Source organism: Massilia sp. UYP34 (genome assembly GCF_056279385.1).
Genome location: NZ_JBWBRF010000003.1, coordinates 155,255 through 176,034, shown reverse-complemented (window position 1 = coordinate 176,034; position 20,780 = coordinate 155,255). Strand labels below are relative to the sequence as shown.

14 protein-coding genes and 1 riboswitch are annotated in these 20,780 nt (G+C 66.3%); of the genes, 7 read left to right on the top strand and 7 right to left on the bottom strand.

What is annotated here, in order from left to right; all coding sequences use genetic code 11:
* Window positions 1-266 precede the first annotated feature (266 nt).
* Window positions 267-959 (top strand): hypothetical protein, encoded by a 693-nt coding sequence (locus tag ACZ9AQ_RS07425; protein ID WP_429203084.1) that lies wholly within the window; start codon window positions 267-269, stop codon window positions 957-959.
* A 56-nt stretch (window positions 960-1,015) separates the two neighbouring features.
* Here ACZ9AQ_RS07425 and ACZ9AQ_RS07420 read toward each other — a convergent pair whose 3' ends face one another.
* Complete coding sequence (locus tag ACZ9AQ_RS07420) at window positions 1,016-3,157, bottom strand: TonB-dependent siderophore receptor (RefSeq protein WP_429203082.1); 2,142 nt, start codon at window positions 3,155-3,157, stop codon at window positions 1,016-1,018.
* A gap of 80 nt (window positions 3,158-3,237) precedes the next feature.
* Window positions 3,238-3,335, bottom strand: a riboswitch (TPP riboswitch).
* A 57-nt stretch (window positions 3,336-3,392) separates the two neighbouring features.
* Window positions 3,393-4,298, bottom strand: a complete 906-nt coding sequence (locus ACZ9AQ_RS07415) for a DUF535 family protein (RefSeq protein WP_429203080.1) — start codon at window positions 4,296-4,298, stop codon at window positions 3,393-3,395.
* A gap of 307 nt (window positions 4,299-4,605) precedes the next feature.
* On the opposite strand from ACZ9AQ_RS07415, the gene ACZ9AQ_RS07410 reads away from it, so the two are divergent.
* Window positions 4,606-5,313 (top strand): glutathione S-transferase, encoded by a 708-nt coding sequence (locus ACZ9AQ_RS07410; RefSeq protein WP_429203079.1) that lies wholly within the window; start codon window positions 4,606-4,608, stop codon window positions 5,311-5,313.
* Window positions 5,314-5,373: 60 nt separating this feature from the next.
* On the opposite strand, the gene ACZ9AQ_RS07405 is transcribed toward ACZ9AQ_RS07410, so the two are convergent.
* Window positions 5,374-6,579 carry an MFS transporter gene (locus ACZ9AQ_RS07405; RefSeq protein WP_429203077.1) on the bottom strand — a complete coding sequence of 402 codons (1,206 nt, stop codon included), beginning with the start codon at window positions 6,577-6,579 and terminating at the stop codon, window positions 5,374-5,376.
* 112 nt (window positions 6,580-6,691) lie between these two features.
* Here ACZ9AQ_RS07405 and ACZ9AQ_RS07400 point away from each other — a divergent pair, with 112 nt between their 5' ends.
* Window positions 6,692-7,588, top strand: coding sequence for a LysR family transcriptional regulator (locus ACZ9AQ_RS07400; RefSeq protein WP_429203076.1), 897 nt, complete (start codon window positions 6,692-6,694; stop codon window positions 7,586-7,588).
* Window positions 7,589-7,644: 56 nt separating this feature from the next.
* On the opposite strand, the gene ACZ9AQ_RS07395 is transcribed toward ACZ9AQ_RS07400, so the two are convergent.
* Window positions 7,645-8,292, bottom strand: coding sequence for a hypothetical protein (locus tag ACZ9AQ_RS07395; protein ID WP_429203074.1), 648 nt, complete (start codon window positions 8,290-8,292; stop codon window positions 7,645-7,647).
* A gap of 112 nt (window positions 8,293-8,404) precedes the next feature.
* Window positions 8,405-10,912 (bottom strand): TonB-dependent receptor plug domain-containing protein, encoded by a 2,508-nt coding sequence (locus tag ACZ9AQ_RS07390; RefSeq protein WP_429203072.1) that lies wholly within the window; start codon window positions 10,910-10,912, stop codon window positions 8,405-8,407.
* Between the two features lie 256 nt (window positions 10,913-11,168).
* Between ACZ9AQ_RS07390 and ACZ9AQ_RS07385 the strand changes: the two genes are divergently transcribed.
* Window positions 11,169-12,059 carry an alpha/beta fold hydrolase gene (locus ACZ9AQ_RS07385; protein WP_429203070.1) on the top strand — a complete coding sequence of 297 codons (891 nt, stop codon included), beginning with the start codon at window positions 11,169-11,171 and terminating at the stop codon, window positions 12,057-12,059.
* A 165-nt stretch (window positions 12,060-12,224) separates the two neighbouring features.
* Here ACZ9AQ_RS07385 and ACZ9AQ_RS07380 read toward each other — a convergent pair whose 3' ends face one another.
* Window positions 12,225-13,607, bottom strand: coding sequence for an ATP-binding protein (locus ACZ9AQ_RS07380; RefSeq protein ID WP_429203069.1), 1,383 nt, complete (start codon window positions 13,605-13,607; stop codon window positions 12,225-12,227).
* Entirely contained in the window at window positions 13,600-14,250 is a 651-nt protein-coding gene (locus tag ACZ9AQ_RS07375; RefSeq protein WP_429203067.1) for a response regulator transcription factor, read from the bottom strand. The genes ACZ9AQ_RS07380 and ACZ9AQ_RS07375 overlap by 8 nt, the downstream gene beginning before the upstream one ends.
* Window positions 14,251-14,411: 161 nt before the next feature.
* On the opposite strand from ACZ9AQ_RS07375, the gene ACZ9AQ_RS07370 reads away from it, so the two are divergent.
* From ACZ9AQ_RS07370 to ACZ9AQ_RS07360, 3 genes are read left to right on the top strand one after another with little or no spacing between them, the layout of a single operon-like run.
* Window positions 14,412-17,294 (top strand): TonB-dependent receptor, encoded by a 2,883-nt coding sequence (locus tag ACZ9AQ_RS07370; RefSeq protein WP_429203066.1) that lies wholly within the window; start codon window positions 14,412-14,414, stop codon window positions 17,292-17,294.
* 17 nt (window positions 17,295-17,311) lie between these two features.
* On the top strand, window positions 17,312-18,691 hold the full coding sequence (locus tag ACZ9AQ_RS07365) for an alpha-amylase family glycosyl hydrolase (RefSeq protein WP_429203065.1): 1,380 nt from the start codon (window positions 17,312-17,314) through the stop codon (window positions 18,689-18,691).
* Between the two features lie 12 nt (window positions 18,692-18,703).
* Window positions 18,704-20,761: a glycoside hydrolase family 97 protein gene (locus ACZ9AQ_RS07360; RefSeq protein WP_429203063.1), complete on the top strand. Its 2,058-nt coding sequence runs from the start codon at window positions 18,704-18,706 to the stop codon at window positions 20,759-20,761.
* The last annotated feature ends 19 nt before the right edge of the window (window positions 20,762-20,780 follow it).

Genomic DNA, 20,780 nt, shown 5'->3' with positions numbered 1-20,780 from the left:
CCTCCGGTCAGTCGGCTCGGCTTGGCCCTGTCTGGCAAACACGACAGGGCGTTCGCGTCTCGATGCGAGGACCGATCTTTTTTTGTGCGCATTTCGTCCTGCATCAAACTTTCTCCATGTCGGATTCAGCCTGCATCGACAATGGTGAGGGTCATCTATACCATTCCTGTCGACATATCCATCAAGTAACGTTCGCTTGGGCACAGCTATGGCGGATGCATCAGCGCGACTTCTGTTTCGTCCGCTTGCACAATCATGGAGGGGGAATGGTCAAGAAACTCTTCGCGGCAGCTGGCTCGGCGGTGGCATTCGGTAACGCGGCGGATTCGGTCGGCCTCCATGGCCCGTATGCGGAGCCGCACGTCAACTTCATGTACAACCTGCTGTTTTGTGACGATCTGGCGCTGTTCAAGAATGAGGATGGATCGGGGGATGGTGGGGCGCTGGCGTTATCTGTTGCTGAGACTATGGACGAGGCAACCCTTTTGGACATTGCCCGCGACGACGGGAACGAGGGCAGGATACGAGCGATCGCTTACCACCGCTTGCGCATGATGGGCGCAGTAATTCCTCAAAAAGAGCTGCTGGGAGTCATCGTCGAGGTTCCTCTCGCCGAGGGACTGGATGTGCTGGCAGCGTTCAGCGAAGGAGGTGTGCGTTACCTGAATCAATCGGGGAAGGTGCTTGTCATCGAAGGTGGGGGCACGCCCATTGCACTGCGGGCCAGGGAATTGATTTCTGTTGCACGTCCCGTCATCGACAAAATTGGCCCATGGGAAGAGCAGCGTCTGCCCCCACCGACATCAGGAAACATCCGTATTACCTTCCTGGTCTCGGACGGGCTTTACTTCGGTGAAGGCCCCGCGTCGTCCTTGCAGAACGATGACATGGCCGGCCCTGTGCTGTCGAAGGCCGTGCAGCTACTTCAGGAAGCCATCGCGCTGGGTTCCGGCAATTAGCGAGCATGTCCTCGCGCCTATCGTTTGGGCGCGAGGACATCGCAGTCATCCCAGGATCAGAAATCGATCTGCGCCGACAACCTGAACGTGCGCGGCGCCCCCGCCAGCAGGTAGCCGCCCAGCGATTGCGTTACATCACGCCAATAGAACTTGTCGAAGGCATTGTCCACCCGCGCGCGGATGACCGTGTTCAGTCCACCCGCGCGCAGCAGGTAGGACGCCCCGAAGCCCGCCACGTGGTATCCCGGCACCTTTACCCGATTGGCCGGATCGAACACCTTGTTGCCCGAATACTGCCACTGCGCGTCGAGCTTCAGCCCGGCCACCTGCGGCACCGCGTATTCGATCCAGGCGGTGGTGCGCAGTTCCGGCACGTTGGTCACGCGCTTGCCTTCGGTGGCGGCGTCGCCCGTGTCCTTCTGGTCGGTGTCGAGCGCCATCAGCGACAGGCTGTAGTTCAGGTCCTGGGTGGCGCGGCCCATCGCCGACAGTTCGACGCCGCGGTGGGTCTGCTCGCCGGCGCGCACGAAGGTGTTGGCGGCGTTCGTGTATTCCAGCCCCTGGCGAATCTCGAACAGGGCCCCCGACAGCGCCAGCTGCTCGTTGACGTTGCGCTTGACGCCGAACTCCAGCTGCTTCGAGCGGCTCGGCGGCAGGGCGGTGTTCTGGTTGGTGGTTTCCATCGGCGCGATGCCGCCATACTGCAGGCCATGGCTGATCGAGCCGTAGACGCGCCAGTCGCGCGCCGGCGCATACACCAGCGCCACGTTCGGCAGCGCGAACGAATCCTTCGCGCGCACCCAGCCGGCCTCGATTTCTTCCAGTGCGTCGAGCTTGAGCTTCACGTAGCGCACGCCGGCGTGCAAGGTGAGCTGGGGCGACAAGGTCATCACGTCCTGCACGAACAGCGAGCGCTCTTCGGTGCTGCGGCGTTCCATGACCGGGCCGGTCACGCGGTCGCCGGCGACCGGCGGCACCGTGGTCGGGTTCCAGATGTTGCTGGAGCCGACGTAGTCGTAGACGTATTCGCCGAAGCTGTCGCGGCGTTCGGCATACGAGCCGCCCACGGTCAGGGCGTGGCGCACCGCGCCGGTGTCGAAGCGGCCCTGCAGCATCGCCTGCAGGCCCCACGGCGTCTTGCGCTCGCCCGTGCTCTGGTAGTCGTACACGTCGTAGTCGCCGTTCGAGCAGTAACCCGGATAGTAGCCGTCGCCCTCGTTGCTGCAGCCGTAGGGGAAGGCCGTGAAGTCGTCGCGCTTGAACCAGTGCTTGTTGGCGCTGACGGTGGCGCGCCAATCGTCGCTGAGGCGGTACTCGAAGCGCAGGCCGAGATTGCTGCTGTCGGTGTCGACCGGCCTGGTCCACGGCTGGTCGTTGAGCAGGATCTTGGGCGACACGCCGGTCGGCAGGACTTCGCCGCGGATCAGCTGGTAGCCGGGCGCCGTGATCTGCGCCTTGTGCTGGTGGTCGAGGTCGATCTGGAGCAGCGCGTCCGGCGTGACCTGCCAGTCGAACGCCGCGGACGCGAACTGGCGCTCGCCGTCGGCGCCGCGCACGTACGATTTCAGGTCTTCGGCAGCGGCGTTGATGCGGTAGCCGAAGCGGCGGTCCGCGAAGCGGCCGCCCAGGTCGACCGCGCCATACACGGTGCCGCGCTCGCGCACCTCCACCGTGGCCTGGCGCAGCGGCGCGTTGGTCGGGCGCTTGGTGACGAAGTTGATCATCCCGCCCGGCGCCGCGACGCCGGCCTGCAGGCCGGCCAGGCCGCGCAGGACCTCGATCCGTTCCTTGTTCTCGAGGGGGATCTGGGTGTCGCCAGAGATCGCGATCATGTCCTTGCGGTAGCTGGTGGCGTTGTCGAGCGTGAAGCCGCGGATCGAGAACTGCTCGGCATAGCCGACCGCATTGTAGGCGTCGCCGATCGAGGCGTCGTAGCGCGCGGCGTCGGTGGCGCTGCGGATCGACAGGTCCTGCATCTGGGCCTGGCTGATCGAGGTGATCGAGGCCGGGGAGTCGAGCAGCGGCGCGTCGGTGAAGCCGCCGACGCTGGCGCGGTCGAAGGCGATCCACTTGCTGCCGGTGACGACGACGGACGATACGGCTGGCTGGGCGGTCTCTTGCGCGAAGGCCTGGGACGACAGGGAAAACGCCTGCACGATGGCGCAGGCGAGAATGGTGTGCTTCGAGGTGAATGTCATGGTGTGCTCGTTTTCGCGCGCCACGCGGCGCGCCGCTTTGTTCAAAGCCGGAGCCAACGTGGGGGAAGGGCAAACGAGGGGAGTGCTGCTTTGCGCTTTCCTTCGCTGGCATTATCCAGATCAGGTACGAAGGGTGTGTCTCACCCGGAACAGCGTTCCAGGACCCCTAGCGAGTCGCGAGTGTATCACGGCGCCGGGCCGCCGTGGCGAATCTGTCAAGACGGAATGGCGCCGCTCAGGCTTTCGCGGTCGACGGCGCCTCGGCCGCCGCGGGCCGGGTGGCGGCCGGCGTCACCATATGGCGCAGCAGCGCGACGCGGGCCGCGTCGCCGATGGCGCGCCAGTGTTCGCGCCGTTGCGCCGCGCGCTTGCGGTGCTTCGATGGCATGTCCTGCAGCGGCTTGAGGTAGAACGGCAGCGGCACCACGAAGCTGCGTGCGTCCAGCTCGGCGCCGCCCAGGATGCGCCAGAAGCCGTCGTAGGCGTTCTCGAAGGCCTTGTCCTGCGCCGCCTCATAGGCCACGTGCGCGCTGGCGCGCACCGCGACCACCCGGTCGAAGCCGAGGGCCTGCGCCGCGCCCTGCAGGGCGGCAAAGCAGAAGAAGCTCGGAGAATTGTTCGGGAATACGCGCTCGAAGGCGTCGAATGCGCCCCCGGCATCGCGCCACAGGCCGGCGTTGCGGGTGACGAAGGGAACGATCGGCAGGTCGACGCCCACCACCGCGCCCTCGACCCAGGTCCAGGACAGGCGGTGCAGCACCGTGCCGTCGACGACCAGGGACAGCGTCAGCTCGCCTTGCGGATCGATGCGCGGCGCATGTTCGAGCCGCATGATGAAGTTGCCTTCGCTACCCTCTTGCCCGCCCCGGTGCTGCCACAGGACCAGGCCGCCATGGGTTGCAGCTTGCCGGTAGGCGCTGTCGAAGGTCGCTTCTTCGAAGCGGTAGTGGGCCAGCACGCAGCGCATGCGCTCGCGCACTTTCATGCCGCGGGCCAGGTAGTCGCGGCCGCTCACCTTGCGGAACAGGTCGTTGTCGGGCGCGGTACCGAGGGGGCGCACCAGCTTGAGACGGGACAGGGACTGGTGCTCGCGCCAGTAGCGCAGGGCATGCCAGCGTTGGGTAAGTCGAGCGAAGATCATCGAGCGCTCCATTCGGCGTAAAGGGGCTTGGTCGTGCCGGGCCGCGCGCGCTGCGGGCAATGCTCGGCAAGAACAACAAATAATTCTGTTTTGTAATTATGTGCCGAATTGCCAACTCGTGCCCGGACGAAGTGCAAACAGCGCTTGGGAACCAAGGCGGGCGTGATCAGTCATGGGGGCTCTCTCTGGACGGTTTGACTATTGGTTATTTTTAGGCGTGCACGACAAGACTACCATGTTTGCTGCGCGCCGCACTTCGTCATTCATCATCGATAATGCCGGAACCAACCAGCAAGGGAGGAAGCAGATGGCGTATGAACTGTTTTATTGGCCGAACATCCAGGGACGCGGAGAATTCGTCCGCCTGGCGCTGGAAGAGGCGGGTGCCGACTACGTCGACGTGGCGCGCCGCGAGGGCGGCGTCGACCTGTTGATGGCGGCGCTCGACGTCGAGGAGTATCCGGCCTTCGCGCCGCCCTTCCTGAAGGCGGGCGAGCTGGTCATCGGCCAGGTGGCCAACATCCTGCTCTACCTGGGCGAGCAGCACGGCCTGGCGCCGCGCACCGATCCGGGCCGCCTGTGGGTGCACCAGCTGCAGCTGACCATCGCCGACCTGGTGACCGAGGTGCACGACACCCATCACCCGATCGCGTCGGCGCTGTACTACGAAGACCAGAAACCCGAGGCGCTGCGCCGTTCGGCCGACTTCGTCGAGTCGCGCATTCCCAAGTTCATGGCCTATTTCGCGCGCCTCTTGTCCAACCCCGAGCCGCGCGACTACCTCACGGGCGAGAAGGCGACGTATGCCGACCTGTCGCTGTTCCAGGTGATCGAAGGCCTGCGCTATGCCTTCCCGAACGCGATGAAGAAGATCGAGCAGGAGCATCCGGTGCTCACTGGCCTACGCAACCGGGTGGCCGCGCGGCCGAACATCGCCGCCTACCTCGCGTCCGAACGGCGCATCCCGTTCAACCAGGAAGGCATCTTCCGCCGCTATCCCGAACTGGACCGGTAAGCCGGACCGGTAAGCCGCCACGGGCCGGCGCGAAATCCGGGCTGACCCGGCTCGCCATCGTCAATGGGTGGTGGCGGCGCCGCGCACGGCCGCCCCGGCCGGCATGCCGTCGCGCCGGTCGAGCCAGCCGGCCAGGGTGGTGAGCAGCAGCGCGCCGACGACGACCAGGGCGCCGATCCACGGCGTGGCCATCAGGCCGAGGTGGGCGACGATCAGGCCGCCGCCCCAGGCGCCCAGGGCGATGCCGACGTTGAAGGCGGCGATGTTCAGCCCCGAGGCGACGTCCACCGCCTGCGGCGCGTCACGCTCGGCGCGCTGCACCACATACACCTGCAGGCCGGGCACGTTGCCGAAGGCCACCGCGCCCCAGGCCAGCACCGTGATCAGCACGAGCGGTTTGCTCGGCGCGGTGAAGGCGAGCGCCAGCAGCACCACGGCCAGCAGGGCGAACACGATCTGCAGCGCCGGCACCGGCCCGTGGCGGTCGGCCAGCCTGCCGCCCCAGATGTTCCCGGCCGCGACCGAGACGCCATATACCAGCATCACCAGGCTGACGGTCGACGCCGCGAAGCCCGAGACTTCCTGCAGCACCGGTGCCAGGTAGGTGAAGGCGATGAAGCTGCCGCCGTAGCCGAGCGTGGTCATGGCGTAGACCAGCAGCAGGCGTGGTTTCCTGAGCACCGCGAGCTGGGTCAGGAGGCTCGCCGGTTTGCTGCCGGCGATATCCGACGGCACCAGGATGGCGCTGCCGACCACGGCGATCACGCCCAGCAGCGACACGGCGAGGAAGGTGGCCTGCCAGCCGAAGTGCTGCCCGATGAACGTCCCGAGCGGCACGCCGGTGACCAGGGCCACGGTCAGGCCGGTGAACATCAGCGCGATGGCGCTGGCGGCCTTTTCCTTCGGCACCAGGCTGGTGGCGATGGTCGAGCCGATCGAGAAGAACACGCCGTGCGCCAGACCCGTGAGCACGCGCGCGGCCATCAGCGCTTCGTAGTTCGGCGCCATCCAGGCCACCAGGTTACCGAGCGTGAACAGGACCATGAGGCCGAGCAGCAGGTGCTTGCGCGGCACCCTCCCGGTGAGGGCGGTGAGCACCGGCGCGCCGATGGCGACGCCCAGCGCGTACAGGCTGACCAGGAGGCCGGCCGAGGGCACCGATACGCCCAGGCTGGCGGCGATGGTGGGAATCAGGCCGACGATCACGAATTCGGTCGTCCCGATGGCGAAGGCGCTCAAGGTAAGCGCCCAGAGTGCGAGTGGCATGCGATTCTCCTTGTTGTTGCATGGCGGGGTTGTTCAGGGCATGCAGTGTGCCGTGCGCGCAGGCAAGAAAAAATAGCCCGCTGTACAATGGAATTTTGACCTGGAGTCAATAATGATCGATGTGGATGCATTGATTGTATTTGTCGCAGTCATAGATTCGGGCTCGTTCTCGGCTGCCGCCGGGCGCCTGGGGCAGACTCCGTCCGGGGTCTCGCGCACCATATCGCGGCTCGAGGATGGCCTGGGCATGACGCTGATGCGCCGTACGACGCGGCGCCTGCAATTGACCGACGAAGGCGCCTGGCTGCTCGAACGGGCGCGCGCCATCCTGCACGACCTGGCCAATACCGAGGCCGAGGCGCAGGCGCGCCGCTCGCAGCCAGCGGGGCTGGTGCGGGTCAATGCCTCGACGCCGGCCCTCGACCATCTGCTGGCGCCCCTGCTGCCCGACTTCCTGGAGGCGTATCCGCTGGTCCAGCTGGAACTGACCAGCGGCGAAACCTACGTCGACCTGATCGAAGAGCGGGCCGACCTGGCGATCCGCATCGGCGCGCTGCCCGATTCGACGCTCAATGCGCGGCGCCTGGGCACCGGCAGGCTGCGCGTGGTGGCGGCGCCGCGCTATATCGATAAATACGGCGTGCCGCGCGCACCAGGCGAGCTGGCGTTGCACCGCACCGTGGGCTTCACGGCGCCGGCCTCGCTCAATACCTGGCCGCTGCTGCATGCCGGCGGCGAGGGCTGGACCGTCACGCCGCAGGTGCTGGCGTCAAACGGCGAGACGGTGCGCCACCTGGTCCTGAACGGGGCGGGCATCGGTTCGATGGGAGAATTCCTGGTGCGCGCCGACATCGCGGCGGGCCGGCTGGTGCCGGTGCTGGAAGAGCACACCCTGCCGTGGACCCAGCCCGTGTGGGCCGTGTTCTACAAGCATGGCGCGCTGGCGCCGCGGGTGGCGGCGCTGGTGGATTTCCTCGCCCGCAGGCTGGGCGAGGTGCTGGAGCGTTAGAAGTCGAACTGTGCCGAAAACAGTGCCTGTGAACGGCGGAATTTGACTGGTTCGGATCAGCAGATGAGCGTTACTGATTTCTGTGCGCTATCGGTTGTAATAAATTTTTGTATCAACAGTCGCAACAGTGCCTGATCGAACTCCGTCTGCGACAGTGCCGGAGTCGCGCGCGCTGAGCGAGCGTTGTTGACTTCATGGAGCAGGGTCGTTTCGGCGACGGTCTTGCTATCGCTGTGCGACGTGATGTGTTTGTGAATCAGTACGATTTCGGCATCTACGCCCGTCACCTTATGCTTCCATTGTCCCTCCAGGGCGGCTATGCCCAGAAGGAGCGATGCCACCGCGACCGCCAGCGTCGCTGGATCGTCGCTTAGCTTGATTTCTGCTATCGGCAGTATCGCCTGCATGAGCGCTACTGGACTGAAGTTCACCGCCCATGGATCGAAAGTGCCGCCGCCGTTGCCGGTAACAAGCATTTCCGAATATTGTCCGCTCGACAGCGTGGCGATCATGGATTCGGAGAGACCGGCGTGGACACTCGTGATCACGGGGTTTATGAGTGAGCCGATCATGGCCTGCTGTACCAGCGACCTGGCCTGCTCGTCTTCGAGTCCCAGATTGGTCGCCACTACCATCGCTGCGAGCCTGACTACCTCGCCATTCTTCTGGCGCGCCGCTTGTGTGATTTCTGTTTTGGACGGCATGGGTCTCTGTCTCCTGTTGATCTGGATGTCATTCGATAGGTTGCCCGAGCAGTTCCCGACTACCCGGGCAACCCTTGCCTCAACGCCGGAAGCCTTTCGGCACGCGTTGGATTCAGAACGCGTAGGTCGCGCGCCCGTAGATATACCGTCCCGAGCGGCCGAACGGCGCGTAGGTCGAGAACGGCGTATTGCCCGTGGTGTTGAGCGTCGGCGGCAGCGTTTCCGGGTACTGGTCGAAGACGTTGTCCGCGCCCAGGGCCAGGGTCAGCTTCGGCGTGACGGCGAAGCGTCCCTCCAGGTCGACCACGGTCTTGGCGCCAAGCTCGAAGTCGAAGGCCGGCGTGGTGCCCGGCGACAGCACTTCGCCATAGCGCGTGGCGCGCAGCGTCGCGCCCCACGGGCCGAGCTTCCAGTTGACGTTGGCGCTGATCTTGTTCTTCGGCTGGCCCTTTTCGAGCGAGAGCACGTTGACGCGGTCGAACAGCACCGGGGCAGGGCTCAGGCTCGAGAGCTGTTCGGTCACCGGCACCCTGGTCACCTCGGTGTCGGTGTAGTTGCCGGCCAGGGTGAAGTCGAAGCGGCCCGCCGCGCCGGCGTTGTGCGCCCAGTTGATCACCACGTCCACGCCCTTGGTCGTGGTGTCGACGCCATTGATGAAGAAGCGCCCGCCGCCCACGCCGATGAAGCCCTGGCTGGCGATGTAGTTGCGCACATTGGCCTGCGTGAGATTCTCGGACAGGATGATGCGGTCGTCGATGTCGATGCGGTAGGCGTCGACCGTCACGCTCACGGCGCCCAGGCGCAGCACCGCGCCGAGCGAGGCGTTCACCGATTCCTCGGCGTCGAGCGGCTTGGCGCCGAGGGCCACGGCCACCGGATCGGACGGCTTGAAGGTCGTGATCTCGTAAGGGATGCCGTTGATGAAGTTGGTCGAGGTGGCGGTGAAGTGCTGCTGCTGCGGCGACGGCGCGCGGAAGCCGTTCTGGATCGCGCCGCGCAGCGCGAACGATTTGGTGAAGTCGTAGCGCAGCGCCAGCTTGCCGGCCACGCTGTTGCCGAAGTCGGAATATTTTTCGGCGCGCACCGCGGCCGAGGCAAGGAGTTCAGGCGTAATGTTCGCTTCGAGATCGATGAAGGCGCCGACCGCGTTGCGATGGGCGTCGACCTCGTTGGCCGGACGGAAGCCCGGGAACACCTGGGCGCCCGGCGCGGCCGGCGTCCCGTTGGGCAGCACTTCGCCGCCATAGCTCCACGACTGCTCTTCGCCGGCGAACAGCTCATAGCCTTCGCGGCGCGCCTCGACGCCCACCGCCACGTTCAGCGGCGACGACAGCGAGGCCAGTTCGATGCTGCGCACGCCGGTCAGGTTGAACACGGCCTGGTCGTACGCATAACCGCCGGCGTAGAACTCGGTCTTGCTGGTGGGTCCCAGCGAGCGGTTCAGGGTGTTCTCGATCGTGTACTCCATCTTGTTCTTGCCGTAGCCGAGCGAGGCGTCCATGTCCCACTGGCCCGCTTGCCAGGTCACGCCGCCGGTCATCGAGAAGTCCTTGACGGTGGGCGAGATCAGCGGCAGGAAGCCGTCCGGATAGATCGACAGGATGTTGCGGGCGTCCTGCGGCGGGCGGAAGTAGCCGGACGAGGTGGCGTCGCGGTCCTGGTAGCTGGCCCAGCCATAGACCTTGACGCCGCCGCCCAGGTTGTTGCCGGCGTTGGCGAACAGCGTGGTCTGCTCGAGGTCCGGTTCGCCGGTCCAGGCGTTGAAGCGGTTGATCGTGTTTTCGCGCGGATCGAAGGCGCCGCTCGTACCACCCAAGCGCGGGTATTGCTGGCGCATGTCGTAGCCGCCACGCTCGGTGCGGCTCTGGTCGCGGTACTCGGCGGCCACGGTCAGGAAGCCGGATTCGCCCAGGGCCAGGCCCTTCCACAGGCTGACGGTGGCGGTCTGGCCGTCGGTGCGCTTGCGCGAATCCGGGCCGCTCCAGGTGCCCCCAACGGGCGCGACATCGTTCCACAGGTCGTATTCGGACTTGCGCGCGCCATAGGTGACGCTCGCTTCGCCGCCATCGCGGTCGGTGCGCAGGCGCATGTTGACCACGCCCGAGATCGCGTCCGAGCCATATTGCGCCGCGGCGCCGTCGCGCAGCACCTCGACCGATTTCACGATCGCGGTCGGGATCGTGTTGAGGTCGACCGCCGCCGAACCACGGCCGATCGAACCGTTCACGTTGACCAGCGACGAGGCGTGGCGGCGCTTGGAATTGATCAGCACCAGGGTCTGGTCGGGCGCCATGCCGCGCAGGGTGGCGGGACGGATGGTGTCGGTGCCGTCGGTCAGCGATGGCCGCGGAAAGTTCAGCGAGGGCAGGGCCATCGACAGCGCCTGGTTCATCTCGGTGCTGCCTGCGTTCTTGAGCGTCTCGGACGAGATGATGTCGACCGGCGCGGCGGTGTCGAGCGCGGTGCGGTTGGCAACCCGGGTGCCGGTGACCACCACCGTGGCGGCATTGCTGGCCGTGGTGTCGACCTGCGGCGCGGCTTCCTGCGCGTGTGCGAAGCCTGCGCACAGCGTGGCGATGGCAAGGGCTAGTGCTGTCTTTTCCGTCTTGGCTCTCTGCATGGTGCTGAATCCTTTTCTTGTCGTACGGCGGCGTTTCTTCGAATTGAAGGGACAATGAGGTCTTGCCTCCAGTTCATACTGCGCAGCACCATTCACGATGTCAATTCGTTAAATGATATCAATGCGTCTTTACAACAGTTATCGAACTGTCAGGTGTGTGTCAGAAAACCCTGCTTGCATGAGGCGGCGTCGTCGGCCGCGGGGCCGATCGCGGCCGTGATAAAGTGAAGCTTCACGAGCACGCGAAAGACACGCCTTGACATCGCTATTCCCGGATTTCCGTTCCCTGCAAGTCGCCGTGGCGCCGTCGGTCGCCATCAACGCCATCACCGGCGGCTCCGGCCCGCCGCTGCTGCTGCTGCACGGCCACCCGCAAACCCACGCCATCTGGCACAAGGTCGCGCCGGCCCTCGCCGAGCGCTTCACGGTGGTGGCCTGCGACCTGCGCGGCTATGGCGACTCGGGCAAGCCGCAGGGCGACGCCGACCACGCCAACTACAGCAAGCGCACGATGGCGCTCGATGCGCTGGCCGTCATGCGCGTCCTCGGCTTCGACACCTTCAAGGTGCTGGCCCACGACCGCGGCGCGCGCGTGGCGCATCGGCTGGCGCTGGACCATCCACAGGCAGTCGAGCGGATGGCGTTGCTCGACATCGCGCCGACCCTGGCGATGTACGAGCAGACCTCGGAAGCGTTCGCGCGCGCCTACTGGCACTGGTTCTTCCTGATCCAGCCGGCGCCCATGCCCGAGCGCCTGATCGAGGCCGACCCGGGGGCTTATGTGCGTGACGTGATGGGCAAGCGCAGCGCGGGCCTGGCGCCGTTCGATCCGCGCGCGCTGAGCGAATACCAGCGCTGCCTGGCGCTGCCGGGCGCGGCGCACGGGATCTGCGAGGATTACCGGGCCGCCGCCACGATCGACCTGGAACACGACCGGTTTGATCGCAAGGAAGGGCGAAAGCTCCGGATGCCGCTGCTGGCGCTGTGGGGCGAGCAGGGCGTGGTGGGGCGCTGCTTCGATCCGTTGAGCGAATGGAAGCTGGCGGCCGACGACGTGCAGGGCGGGGCGCTGCCCTGCGGGCACTACATCGCCGAGGAAGCGCCCGAGCTGCTGCTGGCGCGCGTGCTGCCGTTTCTGGCGGCCTGACGACTGGCATCCGCAGCCCGCACGGTTGAAACGTCGTTCCCGCGCAGGCGGGAACCCAAGGCCGCCAGCGCAGTCGATATATCAGATGTTGGTGGCAACGCATGAAACTGGGGTTCCCGCCTGCGCGGGAACGACGTGCGACAGGCGCGCGCCGGATCAGGTGATTCAGACCGCGGCGCCCGCGAACTCGATGGTCGCCGTCAACCCACGGCCGCCTTCGCCGTCCGACAGCACGATGATGCCGCCATTGCGCGCGGCGCCGCGTTCGGCGATCGCCAGTCCCAGGCCGCTGCCCGACTGTTCCTGTCCCGGCACCCGGTAGAAGCGTTCGAACACCTTGTCGCGCAGCTCCGGCGCGACGCCCGGTCCCTGGTCGCCGATCGCCAGGCGGTAGATGTGGCCGATGCGCACGAGCCGCACCGCGATGCGGCTGTCCTGCGGCGAATACTTGATCGCGTTGCTGATCAGGTTATCGACGGCGGAGGCCATGCTTTCCAGGTGCAGCGGCACGCTGCCGTCGGCATCGGCGTGGAACTCGATCTCGATGTTGCGCTGCACCGCCAGGTGCGCCGCCGCCGCCACCCGGTCGCGCACGAACTCGGCGACGTCCGTTTGCGGGCAGGGGTGGTCGACCTGCGGCTCGGCGCGCGCCCGTTCGAGGGCCAGCAGCTGGTGCACGGTGTGGGTGGCGCGCGCCACGCCGCTTCGCAGCCCGGCCGCCGGTTCGGCGCAGCGCTCGGCCATCTCGCTGCCGGCGCGGCTGAGCAGCACGTGGGCGTTGATCTGGATCGCCGCCAGCGGCGTCTTGAGCTCGTGCGCCGCATCGGTCAGGAACTCGTGCTCGTGCTCGATGCGCTGGGACAGGCGCGCCATCAGCCCGTTGATCGCGTCGACCAGCGGCGACAGTTCGCGGTAGGTGGAATCCGGCACGGGCGTCAGGTCGCCGTCCGAACGCTGGGCGATGCTGGAGGCGATCGAGCGCAGCGGACGCAGGCCGATGCCGACGATCAGCCAGGCGGGAATCAGGAGCAGCGGCAGGCTGAAGATGGTCGAGGACAGCAGGAATCCCACGCCGCCGATCGAAAACATCCACTCGTCGTCGACTTCGTGGCTGCGCTCGACCACGATGTCCTGGAGCGTGTCGCGGGCCTCCCAGCGTACCCAGGAATAGGCGTCGCGGGTGGCGACTTCGGGCAGCCGGTCGGGCCACTGCGGCGCCGAGTTGTAGATCAGGCGGCCCTGCAGCCAGACGCGCACCCGCACGTGCGAGTGGTAATCAAGTTCCTGGAACATGCGCACGCGGTTCGCTTCGATCTCCGCCAGCACCGGCAGCATGCGCGCCACGTCCGGGCCGATGTCAGACAGGTGGGCCTGGATATTGGCGGTATGCGCCTTGTTCTCGCTGAAGGTGCGGCTGCGCTGGGTGGCCTTGGCCTCGAGGAACACCCACACCAGTCCGATGATGGCCACGACGATGATCACGCCCGTGAAGCTGAACATCAGGCGCTGGAACAGCGACGACGGCCGGTTCGCCAGCCTGCTAAGCATCCTGCTGCACCATGTAGCCGACGCCGCGCACGGTGCGGATCACGCCTTCGCCGATCTTCTTGCGCAGGTTGAAGATGTGCACGTCCAGGGTCTGGCTTTGTCCATCGCCGGCGGGCAGCGCGCGCCGTTCCAGCTCCACCCGCGTCAAGACCCGGTTGGCCTGCTTCATGAGCGTCAAGAGCAGCGCGAACTCGGTCTTCGACAGCGTCACCGGCTGGCCGCCGCGCGTGACCGCCATGCGGTTCTCGTCCAGCACGATGTCGCCCGCCGTCCACAGGTTTTCTTCGAGCGTGCCGTGGCTGCGGCGCACCAGCGCGCGCAGGCGCACCAGGAGCTCGGGAATCTCGAACGGCTTGATCAGGTAGTCGTCCGCGCCCAGGTCGAAGCCCTTCAGGCGGTCTTGCAGGCTGTCGCGCGCGCTGATGATCAAGACCGGCAGGCGCACGCCGTCGGCGCGCAGCTGGCGCAGCAGGTCGTTGCCGTCGCCGTCGGGCAGGCCGAGGTCGAGAACCACCGCGTCGAAGGCTTCGCCCCGGATGCGCGCCCCGGCGTCGGCCGCGAGGCGCAGCCAGACCGCCGTGTGGCCCTCGTCCTGGAACACCGACAACAGCGCCTGGCCGATGGCCAGATCGTCTTCGATCATGAGAATTTTCATGGCCCGAGTTTACCAGCGCGGCGAACCGGCGGGGCGCCGCCGAATCTTCAGATTCGCTTCAGCGCATGCGTTGACCCCGCCCGCGCGATGTCGGACCATCGCATCCAACCAGCAACAAGCTGGAAATAACGACAAAACAGGAGACAAGCATGACGACACGTCGGAATGGCGCGCGGCGCCAGGGCTTACAGTTGCAACTGCGGTTGCATCCGCAATTGCACCCCATTGCAGGCGCCTGCGCGCTCTTGTTGATGGCGGCCCCGCTGCAGGCGCAGGAAGCCGGCGCCCAGGACCCTGTTGACGCCAATCGTCCCGCGGCCACGGTCACGGGGGAAGCCCCGATCGCCACCGTCAACGTGTCCGGCATCCGGCGCGGCATCGAGGCGGCCATCGAGATCAAGCGCAACGCGACGTCCATCGTCGAAGCCGTCTCCGCCGAAGACATCGGCAAGCTCCCCGACACCACCGTCGCCCAGTCGATCTCGCGCCTGTCGGGCGTGACCACCCAGCGCAGCAAGATCAACGGCAAGGCGACCGAAGTCAGCGTGCGCGGCATGTCGCCGACCTTCAACGGCTCCCTGCTCAACGGCCGCGAGCAGGCCTCCACCAGCGATGCGCGCAGCCCCGAATTCGACCTGTTCCCGTCCGAGCTGACCGGCAGCGTGCTGGTCTATAAAACGCCGGACGCGAGCCTGATCGGCCAGGGCCTGGCCTCGACCATCGACCTGCGCACCCTGCGCCCGCTCGATTTCGGCAAGCGCATGTTCGCCGCCAATGCGCGCAAGGAGCGCATCGGCTTCGGTTCCGGTTCCGACCTCGGCTCGGGCCACCGCAAGACGCTGACCTACGTCGACCAGTACTTCGGCCGCAAGCTGGGCCTGTCGGTCGGCCTGACCTCGTTCAAGCAGGACAACGGCGGCGAACTCAAATTCGACAGCTGGGGCGCCAACACCGCCGACATCGACTATAACGGCCAGACCGTCAGGGCGATCAACGGCTTCATGGCCGAGACCTCGCGCCGCAAGGCCGAGCGCGACGGCGCCTCGGTCACCCTGCAGTTCAGGCCCAACGACAAGTTCCGCTCCACCTTCGACGCGTTCTACTCGCGCGGCGAAGAGGCGACCAAGAAGACCGGCCTCGAAGGCGCGATCGTCGGCGGCACCGGCATCTACGATCCGGACGCGGTGCTGACCAACGCCACCATCGAGAACGGCATCGTCAGCGCCGGCACGTTCAGTAATTACAAGGGCGACGTGCGCAACCACCTGTTCTCGAACAAGGACCGCCTGCTGTCGCTCGGCGTGAATAACGAGCTCAAGGTGGGCGAATGGCGCATCGTGAACGACCTGTCGTACTCGAAGGGCACCAAGCGCATCAGCAATTTCGAGACCCTGGCCGGCCAGCCGGGCAACACGCCCGAGAGCCAGCTCGGTTCGATCAGCTACAGCGGCTTCAACGGCAACAACTTCGCCGACGTGCGTTACAGCCCGAGCCTGAACTACGCCGACCGCAGCGTGGCCCTGCTGACCGACGTCGCCGGCTGGGGCGGCGGCCCGCTGTCGCCGCAGGCCGGCTACCTGGCGCTGCCGACCATCGACGACAAGGTGCAGGCGGTGCGCTTGTCGGCCGAACGCGACACCGACTGGGGCCCGCTGGCCGCGCTGCGCGTCGGCGTCAATTACACCAAGCGCGACAAGTCGCGCCTGGGCGAGGAGGGGCGGCTGTCGGTGCGCGGCGGCGACGGCTACGCCGCTATCCAGATGCCGGGCAGCGGCCTTGATGTCGCCGGCCCGACCGGCATCCCGGTCGCGGCGTTCGACCCGACCGGCAGCCTGGGCACGCTGTATGAACTGAACCGCTGGGTCGACGCCACCGTGCTGGCGCGCGACTGGACGGTGGGCGAGAAGGTCACCACCGCCTACCTGATGGGCGAACTCGACGGCACCCTGATGTCGCTGCCGTACAGCGGCAATATCGGCGTGCAGGTGGTCGATACCCGCCAGCGCGCCAGCGGCAACCAGGTTGACCTCGCCAACTGCACCGGCATCACCACGGACACCTGCCCGGCGGTCGTCAAGACCGGCGGCGTCGACTACACGAAGGTCTTGCCCAGCCTGAACCTGACCTTCGACCTGGGCAACGACCAACTGCTGCGCCTGGGCGCCGGCAAGCAGGTCTCGCGCGCCAACCTGGACAACCTCAAGGCCAGCATGAACTTCGGCCTGCAGAGCGCCACCGCCGATGACCCGGCGCTGACCGGCTTCGCCGGCAACCCGGAACTCAAACCCTATGAGGCGCGTGCGCTCGACCTGTCGTACGAAAAATACTTCGGCAAGAAGGGTTACGTCAGCGCCGCGCTGTTCTACAAGAAGCTCGACAACTACGTGATCAATGCGCCGCAGATGTTCGACTTCGCCCAGTACACCAGTCCGACCACGCCGCTGCCGGCCACCGGCCAGTACGCCGGCTCGACGGTCGGCTTCCTGACCATGCCGCAGAACGGGGAGGGCGGCATCATGCGCGGCATCGAGCTGTCGGCCAACCTGCCGTTCGGCCTGGTCGTGAACGCGCTGGATGGCTTCGGCGTGCAGGTGAACCATTCGCACACCGATTCCTCGGTGCGCCTGCCGACCAGCGCTTTCGTCACCGGCAGCAATGCGCCGGTGTTCAACGGCGCGGTGTCCGAGATCGGGCTGCCGGGCCTGTCGCGCAACGTGACCAGCCTGCGCCTGTACTACGAGAAGCACGGCCTGCAGGTGTCGCTGGCGGCTTACCGTCGCTCGAGCTTCATCGGCCAGATCCTCGACTACCGCAGCGAATCGCAGTTCACCTTCATCAAGGGCGAGACGATCGCCGACGCCCAGGTGTCCTACGATTTCCAGGGCGGGATGCTCCAGGGCTGGTCGGTGTTCCTGCAAGGGCATAACCTGACCAACGAACCGTTCCGCGAGTACACCAGCGATCCGACGGTGTACACCAACACCGTCACCTTCGGCCGCACCTACTCGGCGGGTCTCAACTACAAGTTCTGACCATGACCGGACTGCCCATGAAGCCAATCCTCGCCCATGCCATTGCGGCGCTGTCGCTGCTGGCCGCCGCGCCGGCGGCGCTGGCGGCGCCCGCTACCGATCCTTACCGGCCGCGCGAGTACGTGCAGTTCCAGCACGCCGACTGGACCAGGAATGCCACCATCTACCAGATCAACACGCGCCAGTTCACGCCGGAAGGCACGCTCAAGGCCGCGACGGACCAGTTGCCGCGCCTGAAGGAGCTGGGCGTCGGCATCCTGTGGCTGATGCCAATCCACCCGATCGGCGAAGTCAAGCGCAAGGGTTCGCTGGGCAGCCCCTACGCGGTGCGCGATTTTCGCGCCGTCAATCCCGAGCTGGGCACCATGGCCGACCTGCGCGCTTTCGTGGCGCGCGCCCACGCGCTGGGCCTGCGCGTGATCATCGACTGGGTCGGCAACCACACCTCGTGGGACAACGTGCTGATGGCGCAGCACCCCGACTGGTACGCCAAGGGGCCGGATGGCAAGCCGCAGCCGACGCCCTGGTTCAACTGGGACGACATCATCGACCTCGACTACGGCAAGCCCGGGCTGCGCCGCTACATGCTCGAGGCCATGAAGTTCTGGCTGACCGAGGCCGGCATCGACGGCTATCGCGTGGACGCCGCCGGCCTGGTGCCGCAGGACTTCTGGGACCACGCCAGCCGCGAGCTGCGCGCCATCAAACCGGTGTTCATGCTGGCCGAGTGGGAGAGCCGCGACATGCACCGCGACGCCTTCGACGCCAGCTATGCCTGGACCTGGTGGGAGGCGCTGCACGACATCGCGCGCGGCCGCTCGGACGCCACCCGCCTGCACGTCTATTACGCCTGGAACGCCAAGTTCTATCCGCGCCAGGCCTACCGCATGCTGTACACGACGAACCACGACAAGAACGCCTGGGACGGCACCGAGTTCGAGGCCTTCGGCCCGGCGGTCGACGCGGCGATCGTGTTCAGTTTTGTCAGCGAAGGCATCCCGCTGGTCTACAACGGCCAGGAGGCGGGCAACACCAGGCGCCTGGCCTTCTTCGAGCGCGACCCGATCGCGTGGAACGCCTCGCCCTACACGGCGTTCTACAAGAAGCTGATCGCGCTCAAGAAACAGAACACGGCGCTGTGGAACGGCGAATACGGCGCGCGGATGGTGCAGGTGCCGAACGGCGCGCCGGCGCAGGTGTTGAGCTTCGTGCGCGCCAACGACAAGGACAAGGTGTTCGTCGCCCTGAACCTGTCGGACAAGCCGGTCAGGGCGAGCTTCGACAAGACGCTGCATCACGGTTCGTACCGCGACTTCGCCACCGGCGCCAGGGTCGAGGTGGGCGGATCGACCAATTTTGAGATGGCACCGTGGAGCTACCGGGTGCTGGTGAAGTAAACAAGGAGAGATATGGTTTCCAGATTCATGAACGTCGGCCTGGCCGCGCATTGCTGCGTGGTGCTGGGCATGGTGGTGAGTAGCAGCGCCTTCGCGGCCGAAGCCATGAGCGCGAGCGTCGAGTCGCCGGGCAAGGTGCTGAACGTGTCGGTGCAGGTCGCGCCGGACGGGCGCCTGTCGTACCAGGTCGAACGCCGTGGCCAGCCGGTGATCGCGCCGTCGCGCCTGGGCTTCGTGCTGGGCAGCGACAAGCCGCTGGACGCGGGCTTCAAGATCGAGCGCCAGGTGGTCACCGACCATGACGGCACCTGGGAGCAGCCCTGGGGCGAGCGCCGCACGGTGCGCAACCACTACCGCCAGATGCGGGTCGACGTCAAGAAGAACGACGGGCGCCGCCTGGCGATCGTGTTCCGCGTGTACGACGACGGCCTGGGCTTTCGCTACGAGTTCCCCAAGCTGCCGAACAACCGCGCCACGCACATCGCCGACGAGCTGACCGAATTCGTGGTCGCGCAGCCGGCCACCGCCTGGTGGCAGCAGGCGGGTGAAGTCTGGGCGCTGGAATACCCGATCCAGAAGTCGCGGCTGGCAGAGGTGGGCATGGCCAACACCCCGATGACGGTGCGCATGGAGAACGGCACCCACATCGCCTTCCACGAGGCGGCCCTGGTCGACTATGCCTCGATGTGGCTGCGCCGGGTCGAGGGCCAGCGCCTGCGCGCGCACCTGACCCCGTCCGCCACCGGCAACCCGGTGGTGCGCACCGGCGCCTTCACCACGCCATGGCGCACGATGCAGATCGCCGACGACGCGGCGGGCCTGTACATGTCCGACCTGGTGCTGAACCTGAACGAACCGAACAAGCTGGGCGACGTCTCGTGGGTCAAGCCGTCGAAGTACGTCGGCGTGTGGTGGGACATGCACCTGGAAACCAAATCGTGGGCATCGGGTCCGAAACACGGCGCCACCACCGAATACACCAAGCGCTACATCGACTTCGCGGCCAAGCACGGTTTTCGCGGCGTGCTGGTCGAGGGCTGGAACCCGGGCTGGGACAGCGACTGGGCCGGCAACGGCCTGGACATGGACTTCACGAAGGCGCATCCGAGCTTCGACATCGCCGCCGTGACCGACTACGGCCGCAAGAAGGGCGTGCACCTGATCGGCCACCACGAAACCGGCGGCAATATCGCGCACTACGAGAAGCAGATGGACGCGGCCTTCAAGCTGTATGCGAAACACGGCGTGGACAGCATCAAGACCGGCTACGTGACCGATGGCGGCGCTGCCCAGTTCATGGGCAGGAACGGCAAGGTTCATTTCGGCTACACGGATTCGCAGGAGGGCGTGCGCCACTACCAGAAGGTGGTCGAGGAGGCGGCGCGCTACAAGATCGCGATCAATACCCATGAACCGGTGAAGGACACCGGCCTGCGCCGCACATATCCGAACTGGATCTCGCGCGAAGGCGCGCGCGGCGTCGAGTACAACGCCTGGGGCAATCCGGTCAACAGTGTCGAGCACGAGGCCAACCTGGTGTTCACCCGCATGCTGAGCGGCCCGCTCGACTACACGCCGGGCATCCTGAGCCTGGAAGGCAAGGACAAGCGGCCGTTCAACTCGACCCAGGCCAAGCAGCTCGCCAACTTCGTGGTGATCTATTCGCCGGTGGTGATGGCGGCCGACCTGATCGAGCACTACGAGCGCTATCCGGGCCCGTTCCAGTTCATCAAGGACGTCCCGGCCGACTGGGAAGACACCCGCGTGCCGCATGGCGCGGTGGGCGAATACGTGACCATCGTGCGCAAGGACCGCGCGTCGAGTGACTGGTACGTCGGCTCGGTGACCGATGGCAGCCGCCGCACGCTCGACCTGAAGCTGGACTTCCTGGACGCGGGCAAGACCTACGTGGCCGAGATCTACCGCGACGGCGACAACGCCGACTATCGCGACGACCAGCGCCGCTTCGACATCGCGATCGAGAAGCGCAACGTGACCAGCCTTGATACCATCCGGATGGTGCTGGCGCCGGGCGGCGGACAGGCGATCCGCCTTGTGCCGGTGAAGTAAGAAAGCGTTGTTCTTTCGT

Coding starts and splice junctions, on each gene's coding strand:
- ACZ9AQ_RS07425 (WP_429203084.1), top strand. CDS start 267: ATGGTCAAGAAACTCTTCGCGGCAGCTGGCTCGGCGGTGGCATTCGGT.
- ACZ9AQ_RS07420 (WP_429203082.1), bottom strand. CDS start 3,157: ATGACATTCACCTCGAAGCACACCATTCTCGCCTGCGCCATCGTGCAG.
- ACZ9AQ_RS07415 (WP_429203080.1), bottom strand. CDS start 4,298: ATGATCTTCGCTCGACTTACCCAACGCTGGCATGCCCTGCGCTACTGG.
- ACZ9AQ_RS07410 (WP_429203079.1), top strand. CDS start 4,606: ATGGCGTATGAACTGTTTTATTGGCCGAACATCCAGGGACGCGGAGAA.
- ACZ9AQ_RS07405 (WP_429203077.1), bottom strand. CDS start 6,579: ATGCCACTCGCACTCTGGGCGCTTACCTTGAGCGCCTTCGCCATCGGG.
- ACZ9AQ_RS07400 (WP_429203076.1), top strand. CDS start 6,692: ATGATCGATGTGGATGCATTGATTGTATTTGTCGCAGTCATAGATTCG.
- ACZ9AQ_RS07395 (WP_429203074.1), bottom strand. CDS start 8,292: ATGCCGTCCAAAACAGAAATCACACAAGCGGCGCGCCAGAAGAATGGC.
- ACZ9AQ_RS07390 (WP_429203072.1), bottom strand. CDS start 10,912: ATGCAGAGAGCCAAGACGGAAAAGACAGCACTAGCCCTTGCCATCGCC.
- ACZ9AQ_RS07380 (WP_429203069.1), bottom strand. CDS start 13,607: ATGCTTAGCAGGCTGGCGAACCGGCCGTCGTCGCTGTTCCAGCGCCTG.
- ACZ9AQ_RS07375 (WP_429203067.1), bottom strand. CDS start 14,250: ATGATCGAAGACGATCTGGCCATCGGCCAGGCGCTGTTGTCGGTGTTC.
- ACZ9AQ_RS07370 (WP_429203066.1), top strand. CDS start 14,412: ATGACGACACGTCGGAATGGCGCGCGGCGCCAGGGCTTACAGTTGCAA.
- ACZ9AQ_RS07365 (WP_429203065.1), top strand. CDS start 17,312: ATGAAGCCAATCCTCGCCCATGCCATTGCGGCGCTGTCGCTGCTGGCC.
- ACZ9AQ_RS07360 (WP_429203063.1), top strand. CDS start 18,704: ATGGTTTCCAGATTCATGAACGTCGGCCTGGCCGCGCATTGCTGCGTG.